21 protein-coding genes and 1 other RNA gene are annotated in these 19,243 nt (G+C 51.8%); 6 read left to right on the plus strand and 16 right to left on the minus strand.

The window, feature by feature from the left end; all coding sequences use genetic code 11:
* The first annotated feature begins 194 nt into the window (after positions 1 to 194).
* From HMPREF2958_RS11260 to HMPREF2958_RS05885, 6 genes are all read left to right on the plus strand, one after another.
* On the plus strand, positions 195 to 269 hold the full coding sequence (locus HMPREF2958_RS11260; RefSeq protein ID WP_095343185.1) for a 50S ribosomal protein bL37: 75 nt from the start codon (positions 195 to 197) through the stop codon (positions 267 to 269).
* A gap of 203 nt (positions 270 to 472) precedes the next feature.
* Positions 473 to 1,114: a sigma-70 family RNA polymerase sigma factor gene (locus HMPREF2958_RS05865; protein ID WP_004005002.1), complete on the plus strand. Its 642-nt coding sequence runs from the start codon at positions 473 to 475 to the stop codon at positions 1,112 to 1,114.
* 36 nt (positions 1,115 to 1,150) lie between these two features.
* Positions 1,151 to 1,441, plus strand: a complete 291-nt coding sequence (gene rsrA, locus HMPREF2958_RS05870) for a mycothiol system anti-sigma-R factor (protein ID WP_004005003.1) — start codon at positions 1,151 to 1,153, stop codon at positions 1,439 to 1,441.
* Between the two features lie 279 nt (positions 1,442 to 1,720).
* Entirely contained in the window at positions 1,721 to 3,139 is a 1,419-nt protein-coding gene (gene aroA / locus HMPREF2958_RS05875; RefSeq protein WP_083313711.1) for a 3-phosphoshikimate 1-carboxyvinyltransferase, read from the plus strand.
* Complete coding sequence (gene rsgA, locus HMPREF2958_RS05880; protein ID WP_070697252.1) at positions 3,118 to 4,260, plus strand: ribosome small subunit-dependent GTPase A; 1,143 nt, start codon at positions 3,118 to 3,120, stop codon at positions 4,258 to 4,260. The genes aroA and rsgA overlap by 22 nt, the downstream gene beginning before the upstream one ends.
* 68 nt (positions 4,261 to 4,328) lie before the next feature.
* Positions 4,329 to 5,141: an inositol monophosphatase family protein gene (locus HMPREF2958_RS05885; protein WP_070697254.1), complete on the plus strand. Its 813-nt coding sequence runs from the start codon at positions 4,329 to 4,331 to the stop codon at positions 5,139 to 5,141.
* Between the two features lie 138 nt (positions 5,142 to 5,279).
* On the opposite strand, the gene HMPREF2958_RS05890 is transcribed toward HMPREF2958_RS05885, so the two are convergent.
* From HMPREF2958_RS05890 to HMPREF2958_RS05965, 16 genes are all read right to left on the minus strand, one after another.
* Entirely contained in the window at positions 5,280 to 5,939 is a 660-nt protein-coding gene (locus tag HMPREF2958_RS05890) for a hypothetical protein (RefSeq protein WP_246828055.1), read from the minus strand.
* A gap of 205 nt (positions 5,940 to 6,144) precedes the next feature.
* Positions 6,145 to 6,517: a transfer-messenger RNA gene (gene ssrA / locus HMPREF2958_RS05895) on the minus strand.
* A gap of 234 nt (positions 6,518 to 6,751) precedes the next feature.
* On the minus strand, positions 6,752 to 7,984 hold the full coding sequence (locus HMPREF2958_RS05900; protein WP_070697258.1) for a DUF4190 domain-containing protein: 1,233 nt from the start codon (positions 7,982 to 7,984) through the stop codon (positions 6,752 to 6,754).
* 228 nt (positions 7,985 to 8,212) lie between these two features.
* Positions 8,213 to 8,689, minus strand: coding sequence for a DUF4190 domain-containing protein (locus tag HMPREF2958_RS05905; RefSeq protein WP_013397397.1), 477 nt, complete (start codon positions 8,687 to 8,689; stop codon positions 8,213 to 8,215).
* Positions 8,690 to 8,897: 208 nt separating this feature from the next.
* Positions 8,898 to 9,392, minus strand: a complete 495-nt coding sequence (gene smpB / locus HMPREF2958_RS05910) for an SsrA-binding protein SmpB (RefSeq protein ID WP_070524274.1) — start codon at positions 9,390 to 9,392, stop codon at positions 8,898 to 8,900.
* Positions 9,393 to 9,406: 14 nt separating this feature from the next.
* On the minus strand, positions 9,407 to 10,534 hold the full coding sequence (gene prfB / locus HMPREF2958_RS05915; protein WP_048755182.1) for a peptide chain release factor 2: 1,128 nt from the start codon (positions 10,532 to 10,534) through the stop codon (positions 9,407 to 9,409).
* A gap of 68 nt (positions 10,535 to 10,602) precedes the next feature.
* The gene (locus tag HMPREF2958_RS05920; RefSeq protein WP_070697260.1) at positions 10,603 to 11,073 is read right to left on the minus strand and encodes a pilus assembly protein TadG-related protein; all 471 of its coding nucleotides are present in this window, start codon (positions 11,071 to 11,073) and stop codon (positions 10,603 to 10,605) included.
* Between the two features lie 10 nt (positions 11,074 to 11,083).
* On the minus strand, positions 11,084 to 11,446 hold the full coding sequence (locus HMPREF2958_RS05925; protein ID WP_239668160.1) for a hypothetical protein: 363 nt from the start codon (positions 11,444 to 11,446) through the stop codon (positions 11,084 to 11,086).
* 133 nt (positions 11,447 to 11,579) lie between these two features.
* Positions 11,580 to 11,990, minus strand: coding sequence for a TadE/TadG family type IV pilus assembly protein (locus HMPREF2958_RS05930; RefSeq protein ID WP_070697263.1), 411 nt, complete (start codon positions 11,988 to 11,990; stop codon positions 11,580 to 11,582).
* A 4-nt stretch (positions 11,991 to 11,994) separates the two neighbouring features.
* On the minus strand, positions 11,995 to 12,213 hold the full coding sequence (locus HMPREF2958_RS05935; RefSeq protein WP_013397403.1) for a hypothetical protein: 219 nt from the start codon (positions 12,211 to 12,213) through the stop codon (positions 11,995 to 11,997).
* A gap of 61 nt (positions 12,214 to 12,274) precedes the next feature.
* On the minus strand, positions 12,275 to 13,207 hold the full coding sequence (locus HMPREF2958_RS05940; RefSeq protein ID WP_070697265.1) for a type II secretion system F family protein: 933 nt from the start codon (positions 13,205 to 13,207) through the stop codon (positions 12,275 to 12,277).
* Positions 13,204 to 14,058 carry a type II secretion system F family protein gene (locus HMPREF2958_RS05945; RefSeq protein WP_070697267.1) on the minus strand — a complete coding sequence of 285 codons (855 nt, stop codon included), beginning with the start codon at positions 14,056 to 14,058 and terminating at the stop codon, positions 13,204 to 13,206. Before HMPREF2958_RS05945 ends, HMPREF2958_RS05940 begins: the two co-directional genes overlap by 4 nt.
* Entirely contained in the window at positions 14,058 to 15,320 is a 1,263-nt protein-coding gene (locus HMPREF2958_RS05950) for a TadA family conjugal transfer-associated ATPase (RefSeq protein WP_070697269.1), read from the minus strand. Before HMPREF2958_RS05950 ends, HMPREF2958_RS05945 begins: the two co-directional genes overlap by 1 nt.
* Before the next feature lie 265 nt (positions 15,321 to 15,585).
* Positions 15,586 to 16,353: an ABC transporter ATP-binding protein gene (locus HMPREF2958_RS05955; protein ID WP_004005021.1), complete on the minus strand. Its 768-nt coding sequence runs from the start codon at positions 16,351 to 16,353 to the stop codon at positions 15,586 to 15,588.
* Positions 16,354 to 16,358: 5 nt separating this feature from the next.
* Positions 16,359 to 17,237, minus strand: coding sequence for an ABC transporter permease (locus tag HMPREF2958_RS05960; RefSeq protein ID WP_004005022.1), 879 nt, complete (start codon positions 17,235 to 17,237; stop codon positions 16,359 to 16,361).
* Positions 17,234 to 19,243: a glycosyltransferase gene (locus HMPREF2958_RS05965; protein ID WP_013397408.1), complete on the minus strand. Its 2,010-nt coding sequence runs from the start codon at positions 19,241 to 19,243 to the stop codon at positions 17,234 to 17,236. Before HMPREF2958_RS05965 ends, HMPREF2958_RS05960 begins: the two co-directional genes overlap by 4 nt.

Raw genomic sequence — 19,243 nt, forward strand, 5'->3', positions numbered from 1 at the left:
CTTACGCAGACAGAGTATCTAGATCTCCATATTTTTCGCATCAGCCTGTTGGTAAGATGCATTCAAGCCGTTTCTATGAAAAAATAGACGGCGTTGCCCTATGCGTTTAAGCCTGTGCTAAGACTCGGGGCGGTTAGTTTAGAGCCTCGCTGGCTTTCTTTGAGCAGAGGTTCACAATTCTGAAGGAGGCTCCTATGAGCAAGCGCGGTCGTAAGCGCAAGGACCGTCGTAAAGGCGGCGCAAACCACGGTAAGCGCCCCAACGCATAAGGTATCTTGCTATACGTAAGAACCCCGGTGGTCTTTCACCGGGGTTTTGCTTTATCGAATTATCTGGCCCTTTCAGCTAATGATCGTACTGCGGATACCGGGAATAATTCATTCGAGCGAGCCGTTACATTCCCCGAAGCCTCACACGAAGGTATGCTGTACACAGACCCCCGAAAGTCATTACACGACAGAAAAGAGCACCTATGAGCGAGTCCAACGCCGCAGAAGCGACGGCGACTCTCACACCTCGTGAATTACGTGAGCGCTTCACTGCGGATGCCATGCAATACGTCGATCAGCTTTATGCCGCTGCCTTACGCATGAGCAGGAATTCGGCAGATGCCGAAGACCTCGTTCAAGAGACGTATACGAAAGCCTTTGCCTCTTTTCACCAGTACAGGCAAGGTACCAATCTCAAGGCGTGGCTGTACCGTATTCTGACCAATACGTACATTAATCTGTACCGTAAACGCCAGCGAGAGCCACAGCAGGCACATACGGAATCCGTCGAAGACTGGCAGTTAGCCCAAGCGGGCGCTCATGACGCTTCAGGGCTACGCTCAGCCGAGATGGAGGCTCTGGATGCGCTCCCGGACACCGAAGTACGGCAGGCTCTCGCCTCACTTACCGAAGACTTCCGCATGGTGGTGTACTACTCCGACGTCGAGGGGTTCTCATATAAAGAGATCGCCGAGATTATGGATATTCCATTAGGAACGGTCATGTCGCGGCTGCACCGCGGACGCCGCATTCTGCGCGAAAAATTACTGGATTATGCTCGCGAAAATGGTTTACGCCCTTCGACTATCGCAAAGGTCGAAGCAAAAGCGGCGAAGAAGAAATAGGCTCAGTTTTATAAACTCGGAAGAAAGGAGTCTGCTATGGAAGAGCAAACACCCGAGAATAGCACGGCACTTACCGAAGATTGTGGCGGCAACCCCTGTTCCACAACACTCAAAAACCTTTATGAATATCTTGATGGCGCTCTCACCGCTGAGGAAATACAAGAAATTCAGAGGCACCTTGATGCTTGCTCGCATTGCACCGAAGCGAAGGATCTTGAGGTTCTTTTGCGTGCGAAGATCAAATCTTCGTGTGACGAGCAGGCGCCTGAATCCCTCAAAGCCAGGCTTTTGGAACATATTGATGAATTTTGTTCGGCGAGCGCCTAAGCCTTCACCGCCTTTGGTCTAAGTTCGCGGCATACTACGGCGGGGAGAAAACTCGACTACCGGGTTTCTCCTCGCTATTCTTCTATAAACCCGCATAATATTGTGTGTTCACCGCGAAAAATGATACACCGTTTTACCTGGATTCTCACCCGTTTGAGGTACCCACCCGGTAGAATGGTTGAAGTGTATGGGCGCGAAGAAGAGCGTCCTCAGGTACAGAGAACCGGCGAGTTCCAGCGCAAACACCAGACAGATTATGGGAGGCAGAGAGTTATACCGATGAGCGAATTGAGTACGGCGCAAAATACCATGGCACATGCATGGGAAGCCCCCACGTACCGGGGTGCGCCTGGGATGAGCGCACGGATGCGCATCCCCGGCTCCAAATCGCTCACCAACCGTTACCTGCTCCTCGCGGCTCTTGCTGATTCTCCCTCACGGTTGCGTGCTCCCTTACACTCGCGAGACTCAGCCCTCATGATTTCCGCTTTAGAGGCACTCGGAGCCCAGTTCGAGCGTATCGAGACAGGCTCGGAGTTTGGTCCTGATCTTCTCATAACCCCTCTAAATCTTGCTTCGGCTCCCCCAATGGTAAAGATTGATTGTGGACTTGCGGGAACGGTCATGCGTTTTGTACCCGCTCTTGCTGCTTTGCTTCCGGGTGATTACAACTTTGATGGTGATCCACAAGCCCGCAAACGGCCGATGGCGGCGCTCTGCGATGGTCTGCGTCAGCTAGGGGCGCGTATTGAACGATCGGGCAATGATTCCGTAGATACCTTGCCTTTCACCCTGCATTCCCCCGGACTTGCGGCCGCATCCGGTACTCCCGCAGAGATCTTTATTGATGCTTCGGCTTCATCACAATTTGTATCTGCTCTGCTCTTGATCGCGCCTAGGCTTCCTCAGGGGTTAACGATTCATCACCGGGGAAACGCCGTGCCTTCGATACCTCATATTGAGATGACCCTGCAGACCCTCCGTGACTTGGGGGTACGCGCCGAAGCCGTTGCTGATGAATACGCCTGGCGTGTATTCCCGGGCACTATTTCCGGGTTTGATGTCACGGTTGAACCGGATCTTTCTAACGCTGGTCCTTTCCTTGCAGCTGCGATGGTAACAGGCAACTCAGTGACTATTCCCGGTTGGCCCGCTCCTACAGCAGACGGTTCCCCCGGAACAACGCAGGGAGGTGATGATTGGCGTACCATTCTGCCCCGTTTAGGCGGTGCCGTTGAATTCTCTAATGGTTCGCTCACAGTCACCGGGCCCGAAGATATAACCCGGCTTTCCGGAGTCGAGTTTAACCTACAGACAGCAGGCGAACTCGCGCCCACAGTTGCCGCTCTCGTTGCGCTTCTTGACTCCCCGAGCACTCTCACTGGCATTGGGCACCTGCGTGGGCATGAGACTGACCGCCTCGCGGCCCTCGTCGCTGAGATTAACCGTTTAGGCGGGCTTGCCGAAGAAACAGCCGACGGTATTCGCGTTCTTCGCCCCGTTCGACGTCTGCCTCAAGACTCTCCTGTGACGGTACAGACCTATGAAGACCATCGAGTAGCAACGTTCGCGGCGGTTATTGGAATTCACGAACCCGGAGTGCGCATCGAAAACGTTCAGACAACCGCAAAAACACTCCCACAATTCACAGCGCTTTGGCAAAAAATGCTTTCGCAATGGGAAGGAGCGCGCTCGTGAATCCATCCCGAAACCGGTCTTTCGACGAGTGGGATGAATCCGACGTTCGAGTTCGCCCCAATAAAAAGGGTTCTCGACCCCGCACTAAGGAACGCCCCCGGTACAAGCATGCTATACGCGGCCGCGTCGTCACCGTTGATCGTGGTCGATGGTCAGTAGTTGTCGATGAAGGCACCCCACAGGAACGGACTCTTATCGCGGCACGGGCACGCGAATTGCGCCGTACCCCCATTGTCACTGGAGACTTTGTGGATGTAGTCGGAGATATATCCGGCGCAAAAGACACCCTAGCGCGCATCGTTCGTTTGGGAGAGCGTTCTTCGGTACTGCGCCGCAGTGCCGATGACACAGATACAACCGAACGTGTGGTGGTGGCCAATGCGAACCAGCTGGTCATTGTGGTTGCTGCTGCGAATCCGCAGCCGCGCACAGGTTTTATTGATCGAGCCGTCGTTGCCGCATATGATGCCGGGATAGAGCCTATTTTGTGCATTACAAAAACCGATGTTTCTCACCCTCAGCAGCTACTCGATTATTACAGTGCCTCCGGGCTAAAAATTGTACTCTCGGGGTCAGCTGACGGTCGAGCCCCAAGTGAGTCTGGAGCCGAGGGCCTTCTGCATGCACCCGTTCATAAGCTTCTCGAACAGCTTGTGGGTAAGGTATCTGTGCTTCTCGGGCATTCGGGGGTCGGTAAATCTACTTTGGTGAATGCGCTCACTGGTGCAGACCGTGCGACTGGGCACGTTAACGCCGTTACGGGGCGGGGTCGTCATACGTCTTCGTCAGCTCTGGCCTTACAGCCCGTATCCACGCCTGAGCTTCATGTACCACCCGGAACCTGGATTATCGATACTCCGGGTATACGTTCTTTCGGACTAGCTCATGTTCCGCCGGAGCAGGTTGTACAGGCGTTCCCCGATCTGGCTCCTGGCGAGCAGGACTGCCCTAAGGGCTGTCATCATGCGGCTCAGGCGGTAGATTGCGGTATAAATACTTACGTGCAGGCGGGTAAAGCGGGGGCCAGTGGTGCGGCGCGTTTGGATTCGCTGCGAAAACTTTTGCAGGTTGTTCCTGATGAAGAAGCTGATTCCGATAAAGAACTTGGGGCACTCGTGTAATCGCTCGTATCCTGTACATAAGTTCCTAAGACCACACACGGTAACATTTGACGACTAATGAGAGATTCATGAACTTTACGACGTCATACACTGATGATTTGAGGCTGGCGCATATCCTGGCGGATAACGTGGATCGCGTCAGCATGTCCCGGTTTAAAGATCGGTCTTTTACCGTGGAGCATAAAAGCGACGGTACTCCGGTGACCGAGGTGGATCGTGAGGTTGAGGAACTTCTGCGTGCACAGCTCTCGCGAGTGCGTACACGCGACGGTATTATCGGTGAAGAGCTAGGATCAACAGGTACGGCTGCCAGGCAGTGGGTTATCGATCCTATTGATGGCACGCAGAATTTTGTGCGTGGTGTTCCGGTGTGGGCCACCCTCATCGCTCTTCTCGATCAGGGTGAGCCGGTTATGGGTCTTATATCTGCCCCGGCGTTACAGCGACGGTGGTGGGCTGCGCAGGGTACAGGCGCCTACGCAGGCAAATCGCTAACTCAGGCTACACGACTTCAGGTGTCGAGCGTCCCCACGGTCTCTGGAGCCTCGCTCTCCTATGCCGAGTTCAAAGGATGGGAGGGGCTAGGACTCGAGCAGAGTTTTCTCTCGCTAGTCTATGCGGTTAACCGTTCCCGTGCCTATGGTGATTTCTGGTCATATTGTCTGGTGGCCGAAGGGGCTGTTGATATTGCTTGTGAAGCTCAAGTTGCGCTCCACGATATTGCCGCGCTAGTTCCGCTTGTGCATGAAGCAGGCGGGACCTTCACAACAGCAGCTGGTGACGATGCAGTAGCTACAGCGCAGGCAGAAGGTACCGCCAGTACTTTGGCTACTAATGGGACCTTGCATCGTTCCGTGATAAGCCAGCTTGCGCCCGAGTAACCATTCGGGCCCTGTGGTAAGGGACGGCGAAGCCCCCGGTGGGTCACCAGATTTATGTGTGATAATCCCATCGGGGCTTTTACATAGGCTTTGGCTTTGGTGCACGGGTTAGATATGCACGTGTTGGCAGGCTAATTTCTAGGAAATCGCGAGAAGGTAGAGGAAGAAGTTTCCAACTATTCCTAAAGCTCCTAAGGCTCCCATGACGATACCAAGGGAGGCAAAGGCGCGCATCCTGCCCGTCATGGGGGTAATACGTCCTTTATTCACAGTAAAGGCAAAAATCCCCAGCCATATTGATATAACTATAGGTACCAACGCTAGAAGCATAGTATTTGAGACTGTCGTAAATTCATAGGCACCATAGCCCAGAGAGTCGTAGTCGTCATGGAGTATGGCGATCCCCAGTACCTGAAAGCCACTAAATCCGGTAAGTACGAGTCCACAAAGCGAAGCGGCGAAAGAACCTATCGAGTAGAAATATCCAGGTCCGCGAATTTCGCCGGTAGGTTCCCCGTAAGGTCGCCTGTCCTCGGGTGGAACCTCATATTGGCGAGGAGCCCTACGGTAGCTAAAGTCGTAGGCGGCAGCCACGTTTCCAACTGGGGGTACGGCTTGCTGAGCCTGAGGATGAGACGCACCATCCGTTATTGAAGCATAAGCCACCAATGGCGCGTCTGAAGCTGCAGAATTCTGCATATCGTGACCCTCCTGTAGCGTTGGAGCTTCGGCTTGAGGATACGATGCCTGAGGTGTGTTTGAATCTGGCATAGGATCCTGTCGCGGGTTTTCTGTCATCTTTTTCTCCATACGCGCTGAGTCTTCTTTCTTGATATTACGTTATTCCAGGCTGAAAATCATGCTCTTGCGGCTTTAGCCGTTGCATACTTCCCATATTTTGTTCGGCGCGAAAAAGGCCAAATATAACTGAGCCGCCCACCATCGATTCTGCTGGTAGGCGGCTCAGTTATCAGGTTTGGGTTTTAGCTCCCTTTAAGGGCTTTTGTGGAGATGCGGGGAATCGAACCCCGGTCCGATGTGGCTTCAACGGGGCTTCTCCGTGCGCAGTTTGTGAAAGCGCTATTTCTCGGCTCCGATGTTTGCACAAACACTTACATCGACAAACCTATTCGTATAAAAGTCCCATCAGCCCCTACGACGAGGGCTAACAGCAGTGGCCTTTTAAGTCGATGCCGGGTTCTGAGCCAAAGGCATGCTCAGACCGACAGACTGCAACTCGCGCTTAGGCAGCGAGTGCGAAGTCAGTGCGCTTAGATTTTGCACTTATTTTTTTGCAGAGGGCGTTAACGAGATAACCCTGCGTCCTCGGCACGCTTCACCCATCTCGACTCACATCGTCGAAACCGATCATCCCCCTATACTTTTATCAAAAAGCACCATCTACAAACGTTCTCTGCATTGCCTTGAGACACACAGTATACCGCTCGCGATGGTAACGGTTAACTATATCAGAGGGTCTGTCTCTACACAACCACCAGGTTCTTTTACTACCAACACACCAGCATTATTTTACTTATGCACAGGGGGCGGAACACATCCGTAACGAGATGCTCCGCCCCCTTCATTCAGCGAAAAACCGCTACCTGCCGCTACTGAGCAGGAACAGTCATACGGCTATCGGGGTTATCCCCCACCTGGCAGACCTTGTTGCCGTTACCATCCGGAGTACCGACCTTCTGGCATTCCTGAAGAGTCTGCTGCCCCAGCACAAAAAGGATAGTCGCGATAATAGCTACGATGATGCCCACGCCACCGGTAATAATACCGGCAATCGACATTCCCTTACCCTTGCCCAACTGACGTGACTGGCGAAGCCCCAGAGCGCCCAAAACAATAGCGCCAATACCGAGCAGACCTCCGACGATGAACCATCCGCTCACAATGGCAAGCACACCAAGTACCAAGGAAATAATTGCCATAACCGGAGCGGCCTGCGAGGGACCGCCTGCGTTCTGAGCATTTGCGTCAAACTGAGAAGAACCGTAGGCGGGCTGCCCATACTGCCCCTGCTGGTTCTGGGCACCATAATAGTTTTGATTCTGACTTGTGTATCCCGAATTTACAGCTTGGTTCTGGTATCCGCTCGTCTGCGAGTAAGAATTCTGTTGACCGTAGCCCTGCTGAGCATTTTGCTGTGCAGGTTGGGAACCAGAAGTTCCGTAGGGGGCCTGCTGCTGTGGCTGAGCGTAGGAAGAATTTCCGTTATAAACAGATGATCCGCTCTGCTGCGTCCGAGCAGAACTCTGACCGTAGCTGTTCTGCTGTGGAGATCCCTGTTGCTGGGCGTTCTGGTATCCCGCAGAATTTTGGTAATTCTGTGCCGAATTACTATTCTGCTGGCCAGAGTTCCCCTGCTGAGAGTAATTCCGTGATTCCTGGGTCGGCTGATATTGGTTGTAACCTTGTGCCGAATTATAACTCTGCTGTGAGGCGTAGCCCTGTCCTGAAGCATTCTGCCCAGTCTGCGAAGAATGCTGAGGCGCCGAATGCTGCTGCCCCGAAACCATGTTCGAGGAGCTAGAGTACTGCGTGTTATAGGAGGGCTGCCCCGCTGATGGAGTAGGCTGCTGATTTTGTGCCTGACCACCGTAGAAAAGATGCTGATTGCCCGAGCCCTGTTGCGGCTGCTGAGGGTACTGCTGCTGGTATGAGTTCTGAGCACCATTGCCCTGGTAGTTCCCCTGCTGGGAACTAGTATTCTGGGGAGCCTGCCCCTGATATTGCTGTTGCGCTTGTGAACCCTGATTTTGAGAGTTCTGATCGTGACCAGGCTGTTGCGACTGCCCTTGCGGCTTGTTCTGACCGTAAAGGTTTTCTGACATGCTTTACTATCCTTTGTCTTCGGTGAGGCCGTCGGTTATCCCGGCGTTATTGCTGAGTACCAACTTTCATTATACGAACTTTTATATCGAAAACCATTGGTTACAACACCCTAAACTTCATAAAAATTAGGATGCTCTATCTCACCTATTCCACTATCCTTGAAGCACAAACGTGTGGGGTGGGTAGCTTTTTGAGCTACCCACCCCACACGATGAACAATAACTTGGCTACCGAATAGAAGTAGTCCCATCGGTACGGACAGTCATCTGCTGTCCATTAATTGAGCAGGTGACAGAGCCGTCACTATTCTGTACACCAGTATTCTTGCAGTCCTGAACCATCATCAAGGTGATAATAACAAAGATAAGAACCACGGCTGATAGTATAAAGCCGATAGCACTAGTAACAACACCACCGATAGCCATTCCCTTACCACCGCCGGTACCTTTGCTTACCTTGCGAAGCGCAATAATGCCAAGGATCAGACCTACAAGGGCAACAACGATAGTGACGAAGCTTAAAGGGATAGCCCCAACTATACTCACAATACCCAACACCAACGAGGCAATCGCCAAGCCAGCAGGGAGCTTCGTCGGAACGTAACCGGCGTATGCATTCCCGGCAGGCGCAACGGGTGGCGCAGCAGGAACAAATTTCGGTTGCTCGGGCTGTCCTTCAGAGCGACCGGGTGTATTCTCAGACATAAAACTCCTCCATATTTCTGTCTGTTGTGTTGTCGCATACTTACACGTCCTATCGAGTAAATACGCGTTTATGTCTTGCTAGTAAGTATATCCTACATATGCATTAATGGTGCAGATTTCTAGCTAAAACAGCTAAGTCTTGATGTCCCCTAATGGCAGTGTTTCAGAGGCATCAACCAGTAACGTCCAACTCATCTAGCCTAGATAACTATCCCAAGTTGCGGTACCGCATAGCACGTGCCGCTTCCAAATTATCCTGCCTCTCACGCAGCGCCTGACGCTTATCGTACTCACGTTTACCTGTCGCCAAGGCAATCTCAACCTTCACACGCCCACCGCTAAAATACAGCTTGAGGGGCACCACTGTATACCCGGTTTCTTTGAGTTTCTGCTCTAACCGGTTAATCTCTGAACGATGCAGTAACAGCTTACGGCTGCGGCGTGCCGAATGATTCGTCCACGTACCATAGCCATACTCAGCAATATGAATACCTTCCAGCCAGAGTTCGTGATCCTTCACATGGCAGAACCCGTCAGTGATAGAGGCTCCCCCGTCGCGCAGAGATTTCACCTCTGTTCCTAAAAGAACCACGCCCGCTTCATAGGTGTCGACAATATTGTAGTTATGTCGTGCTTTCTTATTCTGCGCAATAATCGAATTATTCGGGTCCGTTTTAGAGCCTTTTTTCTTTTTCTGAGCCATGATATTCCTTATGTTTAGCCTTCGTTAACACGGCGACCGGAGGCGCGCCAACGAATACCTTCTTCAATAAATCTATTGAGCCCCCCGTCAAGCACACTTGATGTGTTGCCTTCCTCGTATCCGGTACGCAGATCCTTCACCATCTGGTACGGATGGAGCACGTAGGATCGCATTTGATCGCCCCAGCTTGCTTTAATATCACCCGCCAGCTCTTTCTTTTTGGCGTCCTCCTGCTCTTGACGAAGCATCAGTAAACGCGATTGCAGCACGCGCAGAGCCGCAGCCCGGTTTTGAATCTGCGATTTTTCATTCTGCATTGACACGACAATACCCGTCGGAATATGCGTCATACGCACCGCCGAGTCCGTTGTATTGACGGATTGACCGCCCGGTCCAGAGGAACGAAATACATCAACCTTAATCTCAGACTCGGGGATCTCAAGCGCATCGGTCTGCTCGATCAGAGGAATAACTTCAACCGCGGCAAATGAGGTTTGCCTGCGCCCCTGATTATCAAATGGAGAGATACGTACTAGCCGATGGGTGCCCGCTTCAACAGAAAGGCGGCCAAAAGCGTAGGGCGCGTTGACCTCAAAAGTTACGGATTTCAGCCCTGCTTCTTCAGCATACGAGGTGTCCAGCACTTTCGTCGGATAACCATTCTTTTCAGCCCACCGCAAGTACATGCGCAAAAGCATCTCTGCAAAATCTGCCGCGTCCACACCACCCGCGCCTGAACGAATCGTTACAACAGCCTCACGCTGATCATATTCACCAGAGAGCAACACCAATACTTCAAGTTCATCCAGCTTCTTCCTCAGCTCTTTACACTCGGCTTCAGCCTCCGCCAATAGGTCCTCTTCGGATGATTCATCTTCGGTCTGTGCCAGCTCGACCATGACCTCAACATCATCAATACGAGACGCTAAGTTCGTTAGACGATTCAGTTCAGCTTGCTTATGGGAAAGCGCGCTTGTTACCCGTTGAGCGTGCTCAGGATCATCCCAAAGCTCAGGTGCTGAAGCTTGCTGAGATAGGTCTTCAAGAGCGCACTTAATACCCTCAAGGTCACTCACCGCAACAATTGAGGCGTATATGGAACGCAGATCCTTAATCTCAGCCGAAAAGTCGAAAGATGCCATAGCATTTAAGACTAGCGTGAATCAGGCGGAAAGTCCCGCCGAATTACCTTACAACGCTACAGGCGCATTTACTTTTCGTCCTTCTGTTTCTGGTGGATGCGGGCGCGAGCCTGAGCCTTCACCTCAAAACCATCAGGAACCACGGCCGAAACGATCGGAGGATGAATCCTAGCACGTAACGTGACATGAACAGTACGGTCATCGCTAATCTGCACCGAGTCTACCTGCAAGTTCACGAATTCGTGAGAAGCTCCACTCTCCTCCAGATATTTAGCAGCAAGCTGCCTAGCTCGAGCGTTGTCTGCAGAGTTATCGGAATATTCCGAGAATCCATGCTCTATAGTTTGTGCAATGGAAATGGCTTGCGCATCCGCAAGGTCTTCGAGTCTGTGGGTTTGTACGTGAGCACCCGTGACCGCTAAAGTCACTGATGCTATCAACAGTACCAGAGCGCACATACCAACGATGAGCGGACTAATGCTCCCCTCATCATTATCACCGTCACGGCTCCGAACGGCATGAATATACGAAACTACCATCTAATTTCCCTTACGGAGTTTCCCGGGAAGCGGATGAAGCAGCAGATCCTATCTCAGTCTGTCCCCAGGTCACTGATTGTGAGGATACCGGGATAACGCTTGCTCCTAGCCCCTGCGGAATTAGGGGAAGGTGTGCATTGACCTGAACCTGGACTCTAATACTCTCCCGCGCGCTACACGACCCTGAACAGCTCAAAGATACCGAGATATCAGATTCTGCAACCCCAAAATCGCGTGCCACAAGCGCGCTCAAACGTTGAGCCTGTTCCTGCGACATCGAAGTCTCAGGCGGCAGCTCCTGAATATATTGAGCTACCTGCGCGCTAGCGGCGTGCGCCCCCAAGATCGAAGCCTGCACTGAAAAAATCGTCAAGACCCCATACATGATAGGGAACAGCAACGTAACACCGAGCCCGAGAAATTCAACAATTGCGCTCCCGCGCTCATGTTCATGATCGGTATTCTCTGAATCCTCTGCACGAGTCCGCAGACACAGCGCCAGGTTTCTAAGACTGAATATATGCAGCATGACCACTTACCGAAATAGAACCTGGAAACCCCCACGGCCCCAGTACTGGCAAAGGAGCAGTAACGTGAACCTCAAGAATACGAATTCCAGACGGATCAACATACACCGACGTATGAACATCTTGCGCATAATTCTCAGGCAAATTCCCCCGAATAATCTGCTCTGCTCGTTCCCGACCTTCCTCAGGGGTGCGGTCGTACAACGTTCCGTAGCGAGCGCCCGCGCTTGCCGCATCCAACAGAATATTGCGCGTGTAAAATGCATAGGAAACCTGCAAAATTGCGACGGTCAGCAGTACTAAGAGAGCAGAAACCATGACGAACTCAGTGCTGGCATCCCCTCGTTCTGACGGCGGTGCTGCAAGCTCTTGTTTTTGATGTCGGCTCATACGACTAGGGACGAATAAGTGCGATAGCGTCGTTAAACATCTTGATCAGAGCCGGTTGGGCAATAGCTAAAATCGCGGCGACAAGGATCGCGCTCATCATGGTAATCATGACCCATCCGGGTACATCTCCGCGTTCTGGGTCGTCATGCATGCCTCTATAAGAGGCAAGCAGAAAAGCAATACCGGGAACAGACAGAAACAACATACGAAGTTGAGTAAACATGGTATTTTCCTTATGTGATTGAGCTATTTGGAACCCGCCTTAGGGGCGAGGTTGTGATGCGTTAAAACGCAAGTTTCATCAGTGAAAGACCGGGGAAAATCGCGAAGACTACGGTCAAAGGCAGAATTAAAAATACGACAGGCGCCAACATGGCGATCTCCTTTTTCCCGGCTACTTCGAGAAGCTCGCGTTTCGCGTTGTCGCGCACATCTTGGGCCTGTGCCCGTAGAACATCTGCCAAAGGAGTACCGCGTTCGATGGCTACGGCTACACCATCGACAAATCGGCTAAGGGCTGGAATTTGTGTACTCTGTGCGAATTCGTTGAGCGCCGCCAGTAGGCTGGATCCGGCTCGCGTTTGCGCAAGAATATCGTTAAATTCTCGGGCCAATTCCCCGCGAGATGTACGGCAAATGCGCTCCAGGGAAGCAAGAGCAGATTCACCCGCAGCCACCGAAAGCGCCATCATCTCTGCAAGCGCGGGAAACTCCGCAATGAGCTGTTTCTCACGACGTACAATAATCTGGCCCAGCCACCAGTCTCGCGCCAAAAAACCGGTAACACCACCCAGGATAATGAGCATCAGGCCGCTCCAGAGTGACAATTGGTTTTCCAACAGCCCAATAACGCTCAATACTCCTAAAAGGGCCACCGAACTAACCGCCCAGAGGATTTGTTCGGCACGAAAAGCACTTACAGTCTGATCACTTCCCGCGCGGTGCAAGCGAGCAGCAAGGGCTTCGTCCCTAGACTCTGTAGAACGTACCCGCCCTAGGAACGACTGCATCATAGGTTCCAGGAACGAATAAAGGGCATCTAAAATGCTAGTTCCTGAGGCCTGATTCTCACGGTGCAGGGATTCGCGTATCGAAACGGAGCGCATCTGCGGCGCAATACGTTCTCCAAAGTTCGGCCCGCGTCTCTTACGCAATGAAGATGCTATGAGCATTACACCAAACGCGAAGAAAAGCCCGAAGATAATAGCAAAGTTCATGCAAAAACCCTCCTTTCTTGAGGTAGCGCCCCGATACGGAGCATGATGCGGTACGCGATTACCGACAGTCCAGCACCCGCGAACATAAGAACGAAACCGGCAAAAGAGTTATAAATATTTCGAACCGCAGGCTGTGTGGCCATCAGCATCAGTACTACCCATGGAGCAACACAGGCTAACCGGGCGGCGTTGACAGTCCAAGATTGGCGTGCTTGAAGTTCTGCTCGGGTACGCGCATTTTCTCGTAAGAAATTACTCAATGTGCCCAGTAGTCGTCCCAAGTCACTGCCGCCGACTTCACGTGCTATTTTGAGTGCTTCAACGATATTATCGGCGACTGGATCAGCAACATACTCCTTGAGCCGATTCAAGGAAGCTACAAAGTCACCGGTTGCACGATAATCCGATCCAAAACGTGCAAAAGCCTCTCGGAGTTCATACGGTCCGCGGTACGAAAGCTGGATAAGGGCCTCTGGCAGTGAAAGCCCAGCGCGGATAGCCGATCGTAAGTGATCAACGGCATCCGGCCAGAGCTGCCAGAGTTTACCCTCACGCACTTTCGCACGATGATTCACAACCACGCGAGGCATGATGAAACCACCTCCCATCCCTAGGAAGGCGAAACTCCACAGCCCGGTCAGGGCGAAAAGAAGCACTCCTGCTAAGACCCCACTGAGGATACTCACTCCGGTAAAAGCCGAGGGAGTAATAGTGTGCATCCCAGCTTTACGAAGAGTTACCGCTATCTTCGGTTCCCGTTCAGTCTTGACGGCTCCTTGCGGCATGCTCCAGCATGACCACCATACGAGGAAAACCCCGATCCCCATTGCTAAGCCATAGATAACACCCATTAGCGTCCTACCTTTGCTGCTGCTAATACTTGATCGGGCCGGTGTCCGGCGCGAACCCATTTTTCGGGTGTTGGGATTTCTAAGGCTACGCACACCATTTCACCTTGTTGACGGGTAAAAAGCGGTGACATCTCAATGACGCCGTCTTCTACACGACCGCCCAACATATAGATCTCTTCTACCTGACGATGCCCGTGAGTGTCGCGGCCACAATGAATTACGAGGTCGAAACAGCTCGCTACAGTGGGCACCACGAAGGCGGATGAGATGTTGTCTCCTGCCAGCAACGGAAGAGTACAAATTTTAGTGACTGCATCCCGTGCAGAATTCGCGTGAATAGTACACATACCCGGTAAACCCGCGTTAAGAGCGATGAGCATATCGAGGGATTCCGCTTCGCGAACCTCGCCAATGAGTAGTCGATCCGGTCTCATACGCAGAGCCTCTTTGACTAGGCGGCGAAGAGCTATTGCGCCTTTACCCTCTAGATTAGGCTGTCTGCATTGCATTCCAACAACATCGCGCAGAGGAATAGAAAGCTCAAAGATTTCTTCACAGGTCACCACCCGTTCACGCGGCGGTATAGATGCTGCCAAACAATTTAGCATTGTGGTTTTACCCGCTTGAGTAGCCCCGGACACTAAAATATTGACTCCGCTTTCGACAGCAGCATGTAAAAACGATGCGGCTCCCGTGCTCAGGGAACCAAGCTTTACGAGGTCGGGAAGACGTTTGGCGCGCACCACAAATTTACGAATGTTGAGGGAGGTGTGGGCTCTCGTAATATCGGGAATCACGGCGTGCAGACGAGATCCATCCGGTAACGAAGCATCGACGAAGGGAGATGATAAATCGACACGTCGTCCCGAAGGCTTGAGCATACGTTCCAAGAGCTGTTGAATAGCCTCATCGCTGAGGTGCAGCCCTGTCAGTTCACTCTCGCCAGCACGAGCCACAAAGATTTCATCGGGTGAATTGATCCAGATTTCTTCGACCTCTTCATCATCAAAATAAGGCTGAAGCGGGCCATATCCGCAGAGATCGTTACGCAGTCGATGGATAATCTCTTCGACGTTCTCAAGAGGAGGAAGGGAAGCGCGTACCATCCGTCTTTCGTAGGCGGAAACAGTACTTCTAATGAGCCCTTCGACGGCATCCTGTGACGTGTAAGGGTCAAGGTCTCCGTCGCGAATCGCATCACGGATCTCGGCATCGAGCAGAGAATAATAATCTGGCACGACAGCAGATCTCGGGGTCTCCATTGATGTTCTCCCGGTGAAGTTTAGTGTGGTTGGTATTCTCAACGCTCTCTTAAATCAAAAATTTCGCGTTGATGTCACAATATATCCACTGGAAAACATTCACCAAAACTACATATATTTTATGCGTAATGTTCCTCGAATAATTTCTGACTCTCCTGCTAAGACTTATAGGGCTGTCAATTAATGCGTAGACGGGGTGAGGGGAGAACAACCATTATGGTTGTTCTCCCCTCACCCCGTCAAAACATACAAGAGCCTAGAGGCCCTAGCCACGAATCATCTTGACCGCATCCTTGATGTCCCCGTCGAAACTTAAATTACCGTGGTCAAGTACTACACCGCGATCACATATCTGTGATACCAGGTCGAGGTCATGACTTACGACAACCAGAGTCTTGCCCGCTTGGATGAGCTCTTGAATCCTTGCAATACATTTCTTTTGGAAAGGTTCATCGCCAACCGCCAGAATCTCATCCACCAAGAAAATATCTGGGTTAGTATGCACAGCTACCGAAAACGCAAGACGCAGGTACATACCGGATGAATAAAACTTCACCTCGGTATCAATAAATTCCTCAATTTCAGAGAATGCCACAATATCGTCAAAGGCATCTTCAATCTCTTTTTTGGTCATACCCAGAATAGCGCCATTGAGGAATACATTATCGCGCCCCGTGAGGTCGGGATGAAAGCCTGCACCCACCTCAATAAGGCCCGCGATTTTACCGCGGTTGAGAACCTGTCCGCCTTCAGGCTGCATCACACCGGAAATCAGCTTCAAAAGGGTTGATTTACCGGAGCCATTGAGCCCCAAAAGTGCCACACGTTCACCCTGTTTTACATTCAGAGTAATACCATTGAGAGCGTTAAACTTCTCAGACAGGTCGCCTTTACGCCCCTTCATAAGCCATACAAAGGCTTCTTTCATAGAACGCGTATGACGCAGCACAAAGCTTTTAACGAGCTCATCGACTTGAATAACAACCGGAGCATTCGGATCAATCTCAGGCAGATCTATTTTCTCAATCTTCACAAGAATCAGAGCTCCTGAGCGAAGTTGCCCTCAAACTTACGGAAGAGCAAATCGCCGATTAGAACGGTTAGTAAGGAAATACCAATACCTACCGGAGTCCAGAAACTAAACAGATGCGGAACAATCTCAGCAAAATGTCCCGACTTTTCGAGGTCTGCCGTAGGGCGCCAAAAACCGTAGTGGAAAAGTTCAACCGCAACAGTCAGTGGGTTCAACATAAACACGTTGAAAACCCACGGATACAGAGTGTCACGTACCATGGTCCAGGAGTACAATACCGGGGAGAACCATGTTGCTACCATCAGAAGCATATCAACGATATTCTCGGAGTCGCGGAAGAACACGTTTGCCACACCAAAGATGAGCCCCAGGCCGTAGGACAGAAGCATCACGATAGCCATCCCGGCAAAAATCGCGGCAATATTGCGCAGCCCAGGACGCCATCCCGCAAAGAAGCAAGCGATGAGCATCACCACGATTTGGGGTATGAAATGTACTACCGCCACCCACACAGTTGAAAGTGAGAAGAGCTCCCTCGGAAGATAAATCTTCCGAATCAGGGCGCTGTTAACCACCATCGTGCGGGCACCGTTCCCGAATCCTTCTGAGAAGAAGTTAATCACGATCATGCCCGAAAACAGGTAGATCGCATAGTTGTGCATTCCTCGTTCCAAGCCTAAGAATAAGCCCATGGCAACATAGAACACGCCGAACTGGACGCCCGGCTTAATGTAAGACCACAGGATCCCTAGAACCGAGCCACGGTAGCGAACCTGGATTTCCTTATCAACCAGTAGCCTCAAAAGGTACCGATTACGAATGGCATCCAGGATTCCCCGCCCGCGACCGGGGGCTTTCAAAGGTTCATCGTGCAAAGTGCTCATCGCTTAAGTTCAGACTCCGTATGCTTTGCAAAAGTTTCTGCCCATGCATCATAGGAAGCGACATCGGCTGCAGCATCTTGATACCGCTTGCGCAACTGCTCCCAATCTTTAATGATCTTCGCGTGCAATCTGGTAGCGTGAATCAGCTTTGACCGCAGCTGCTGGGGATCACGGCGATACCAGAACAATCCGGTTCCCTCCGCGTTCGTGGCCAGTGCTGAATCAAACTTAGACAGCGTCCACCAGTTAGTTTCCCCGTAGTTAAGTTGAATCTGCGGATGTTCTTTCGCTTCATCATCTACGGGTTTGAACAGCTGACGTGCAACCGTTCTTGCGGTCCACGGCACAAGTTTCTTATATCCCGGTGACTTGAAATTGCGGCGGCCGCGGAAAGGCGGCTTCTTCGATTTAACTGTGGGAAAGTCGTCCACATTCGGCTTCATCTGAGACTCCGGGTACTCCCCCGCCAACTGACGAATTACCGGTAAACGAGCCGAAAGTGACTCATGCAAGTGTTCCGGTCCGGCCAGCAAATCTTCCAGCGCCATGAGGCGGCCTGCTTGAGTGTAATACTGCATTGACAACGTGTGCTTGACGTCCAAGAACATGGAGTCAACCAGCACGCGGCCACCCTTATCGAAGGGAGAATGCAACAGCGCGGTAATCAGGCGGTTACGTTCATGATAGTAAGCCTGCCAGCCCACCGAGTCATCCTTATCGGTCCATGAAACGTGCCATACACCTGCTCCCGGGAAGGACACTGTAGGGATACCAGCAGCCTTCGCGCGCAAGCCATACTCAGCGTCATCCCATTTAAGGAAAAGCGGTAACGACAGGCCGATCTTGCGGATTACCGAAGTTGGGATAAGACACATCCACCAACCGTTATAATCCACGTCTACACGACGATGCAGCCAGTGCGTGCTGCGCAGGTTGCTGCGGCCTAAGTCGTGACCCATCGCCATATCCTCGTGAGGCTTCGCGTAGAAGTTACGCCACGGATCAACGACTTCGCCGAATGCATGAAGTACCGAACGGTCGAACATATCGAACATGTGCGCACCCACAATTGTGGGGTCTTTACAATAGTTCGCGAAAGTCACCATGCGCAAAATTGCTTCTGGCTCCACGATCACGTCGTCATCAAGCAGAAGCACATAATCGCTGCCGTTCTTGACTGCCTCGAACATACCACGTGAGAAACCACCAGAGCCGCCTAGATTCCCCTGGTTAATGATGCGGAACTTACCGGCAAGGGGCTTAACGACCTCCTCGAATTCTTCGTGATCCTGCACCTTCGAACTGCCCTGATCAACAATTAGGAACTCGTGGACGGCATCAAAAATTTCGGGGCTATTGCCAAGCGTACGAATGTTGTCAATACAATAATCGACCTTATTCATGGTCGTAATCTGAACCGTTGCTTGACCGGCCTGAACGTCAGCACGGGGCTCAATATCACCTAGCCAATTAGCCTCAACCAGCTCAAGATCTTCAGTTCCAGAAAGATCAAACCAATACCAACCTCCATCGCCGAAAGGCGCTAGGGGCAGGGTAAAGATTGATGTTTCGTCCCCCGAAAGGAGCTTTGCATCCACGCGCTGAATAACACCACGACCGTTGGATTTGTATACGATCACCATGCCTTCGCCACGGGTTTGGACGCTCAGTACGACCTCTTTAAGATCGGTCCAACGGCGCCAATACGATGCTGGGAACGCATTGAAATAGGTGCCAAATGAGAGACTTTGCCCAGGATTAACGTTGATGGAGCGACGACCGATAAGGCCTTCAGCTGCGGTTCGGTTAGCAGCGATATTAGCGGCACTTTGTTCCTGTACCTGCGCCGCCTCTGTAATACTCGTGGTAGCGTCACCATCAATACGGGTTGGCAACTGAACGCCAGCGGCTACGCCAGCATCCACATACAGGGGTACCACGTCGGTTTCAACCGCGCTAGGGAAAATAACGCGCTGCAGGGTTTTCAGAGTTTGAGTTTCAGCCAT

The sequence above is a fragment of the Rothia sp. HMSC036D11 genome (genome assembly GCF_001814205.1).
In the GTDB taxonomy this organism is placed as follows: Bacteria; Actinomycetota; Actinomycetes; order Actinomycetales; family Micrococcaceae; genus Rothia; species Rothia dentocariosa.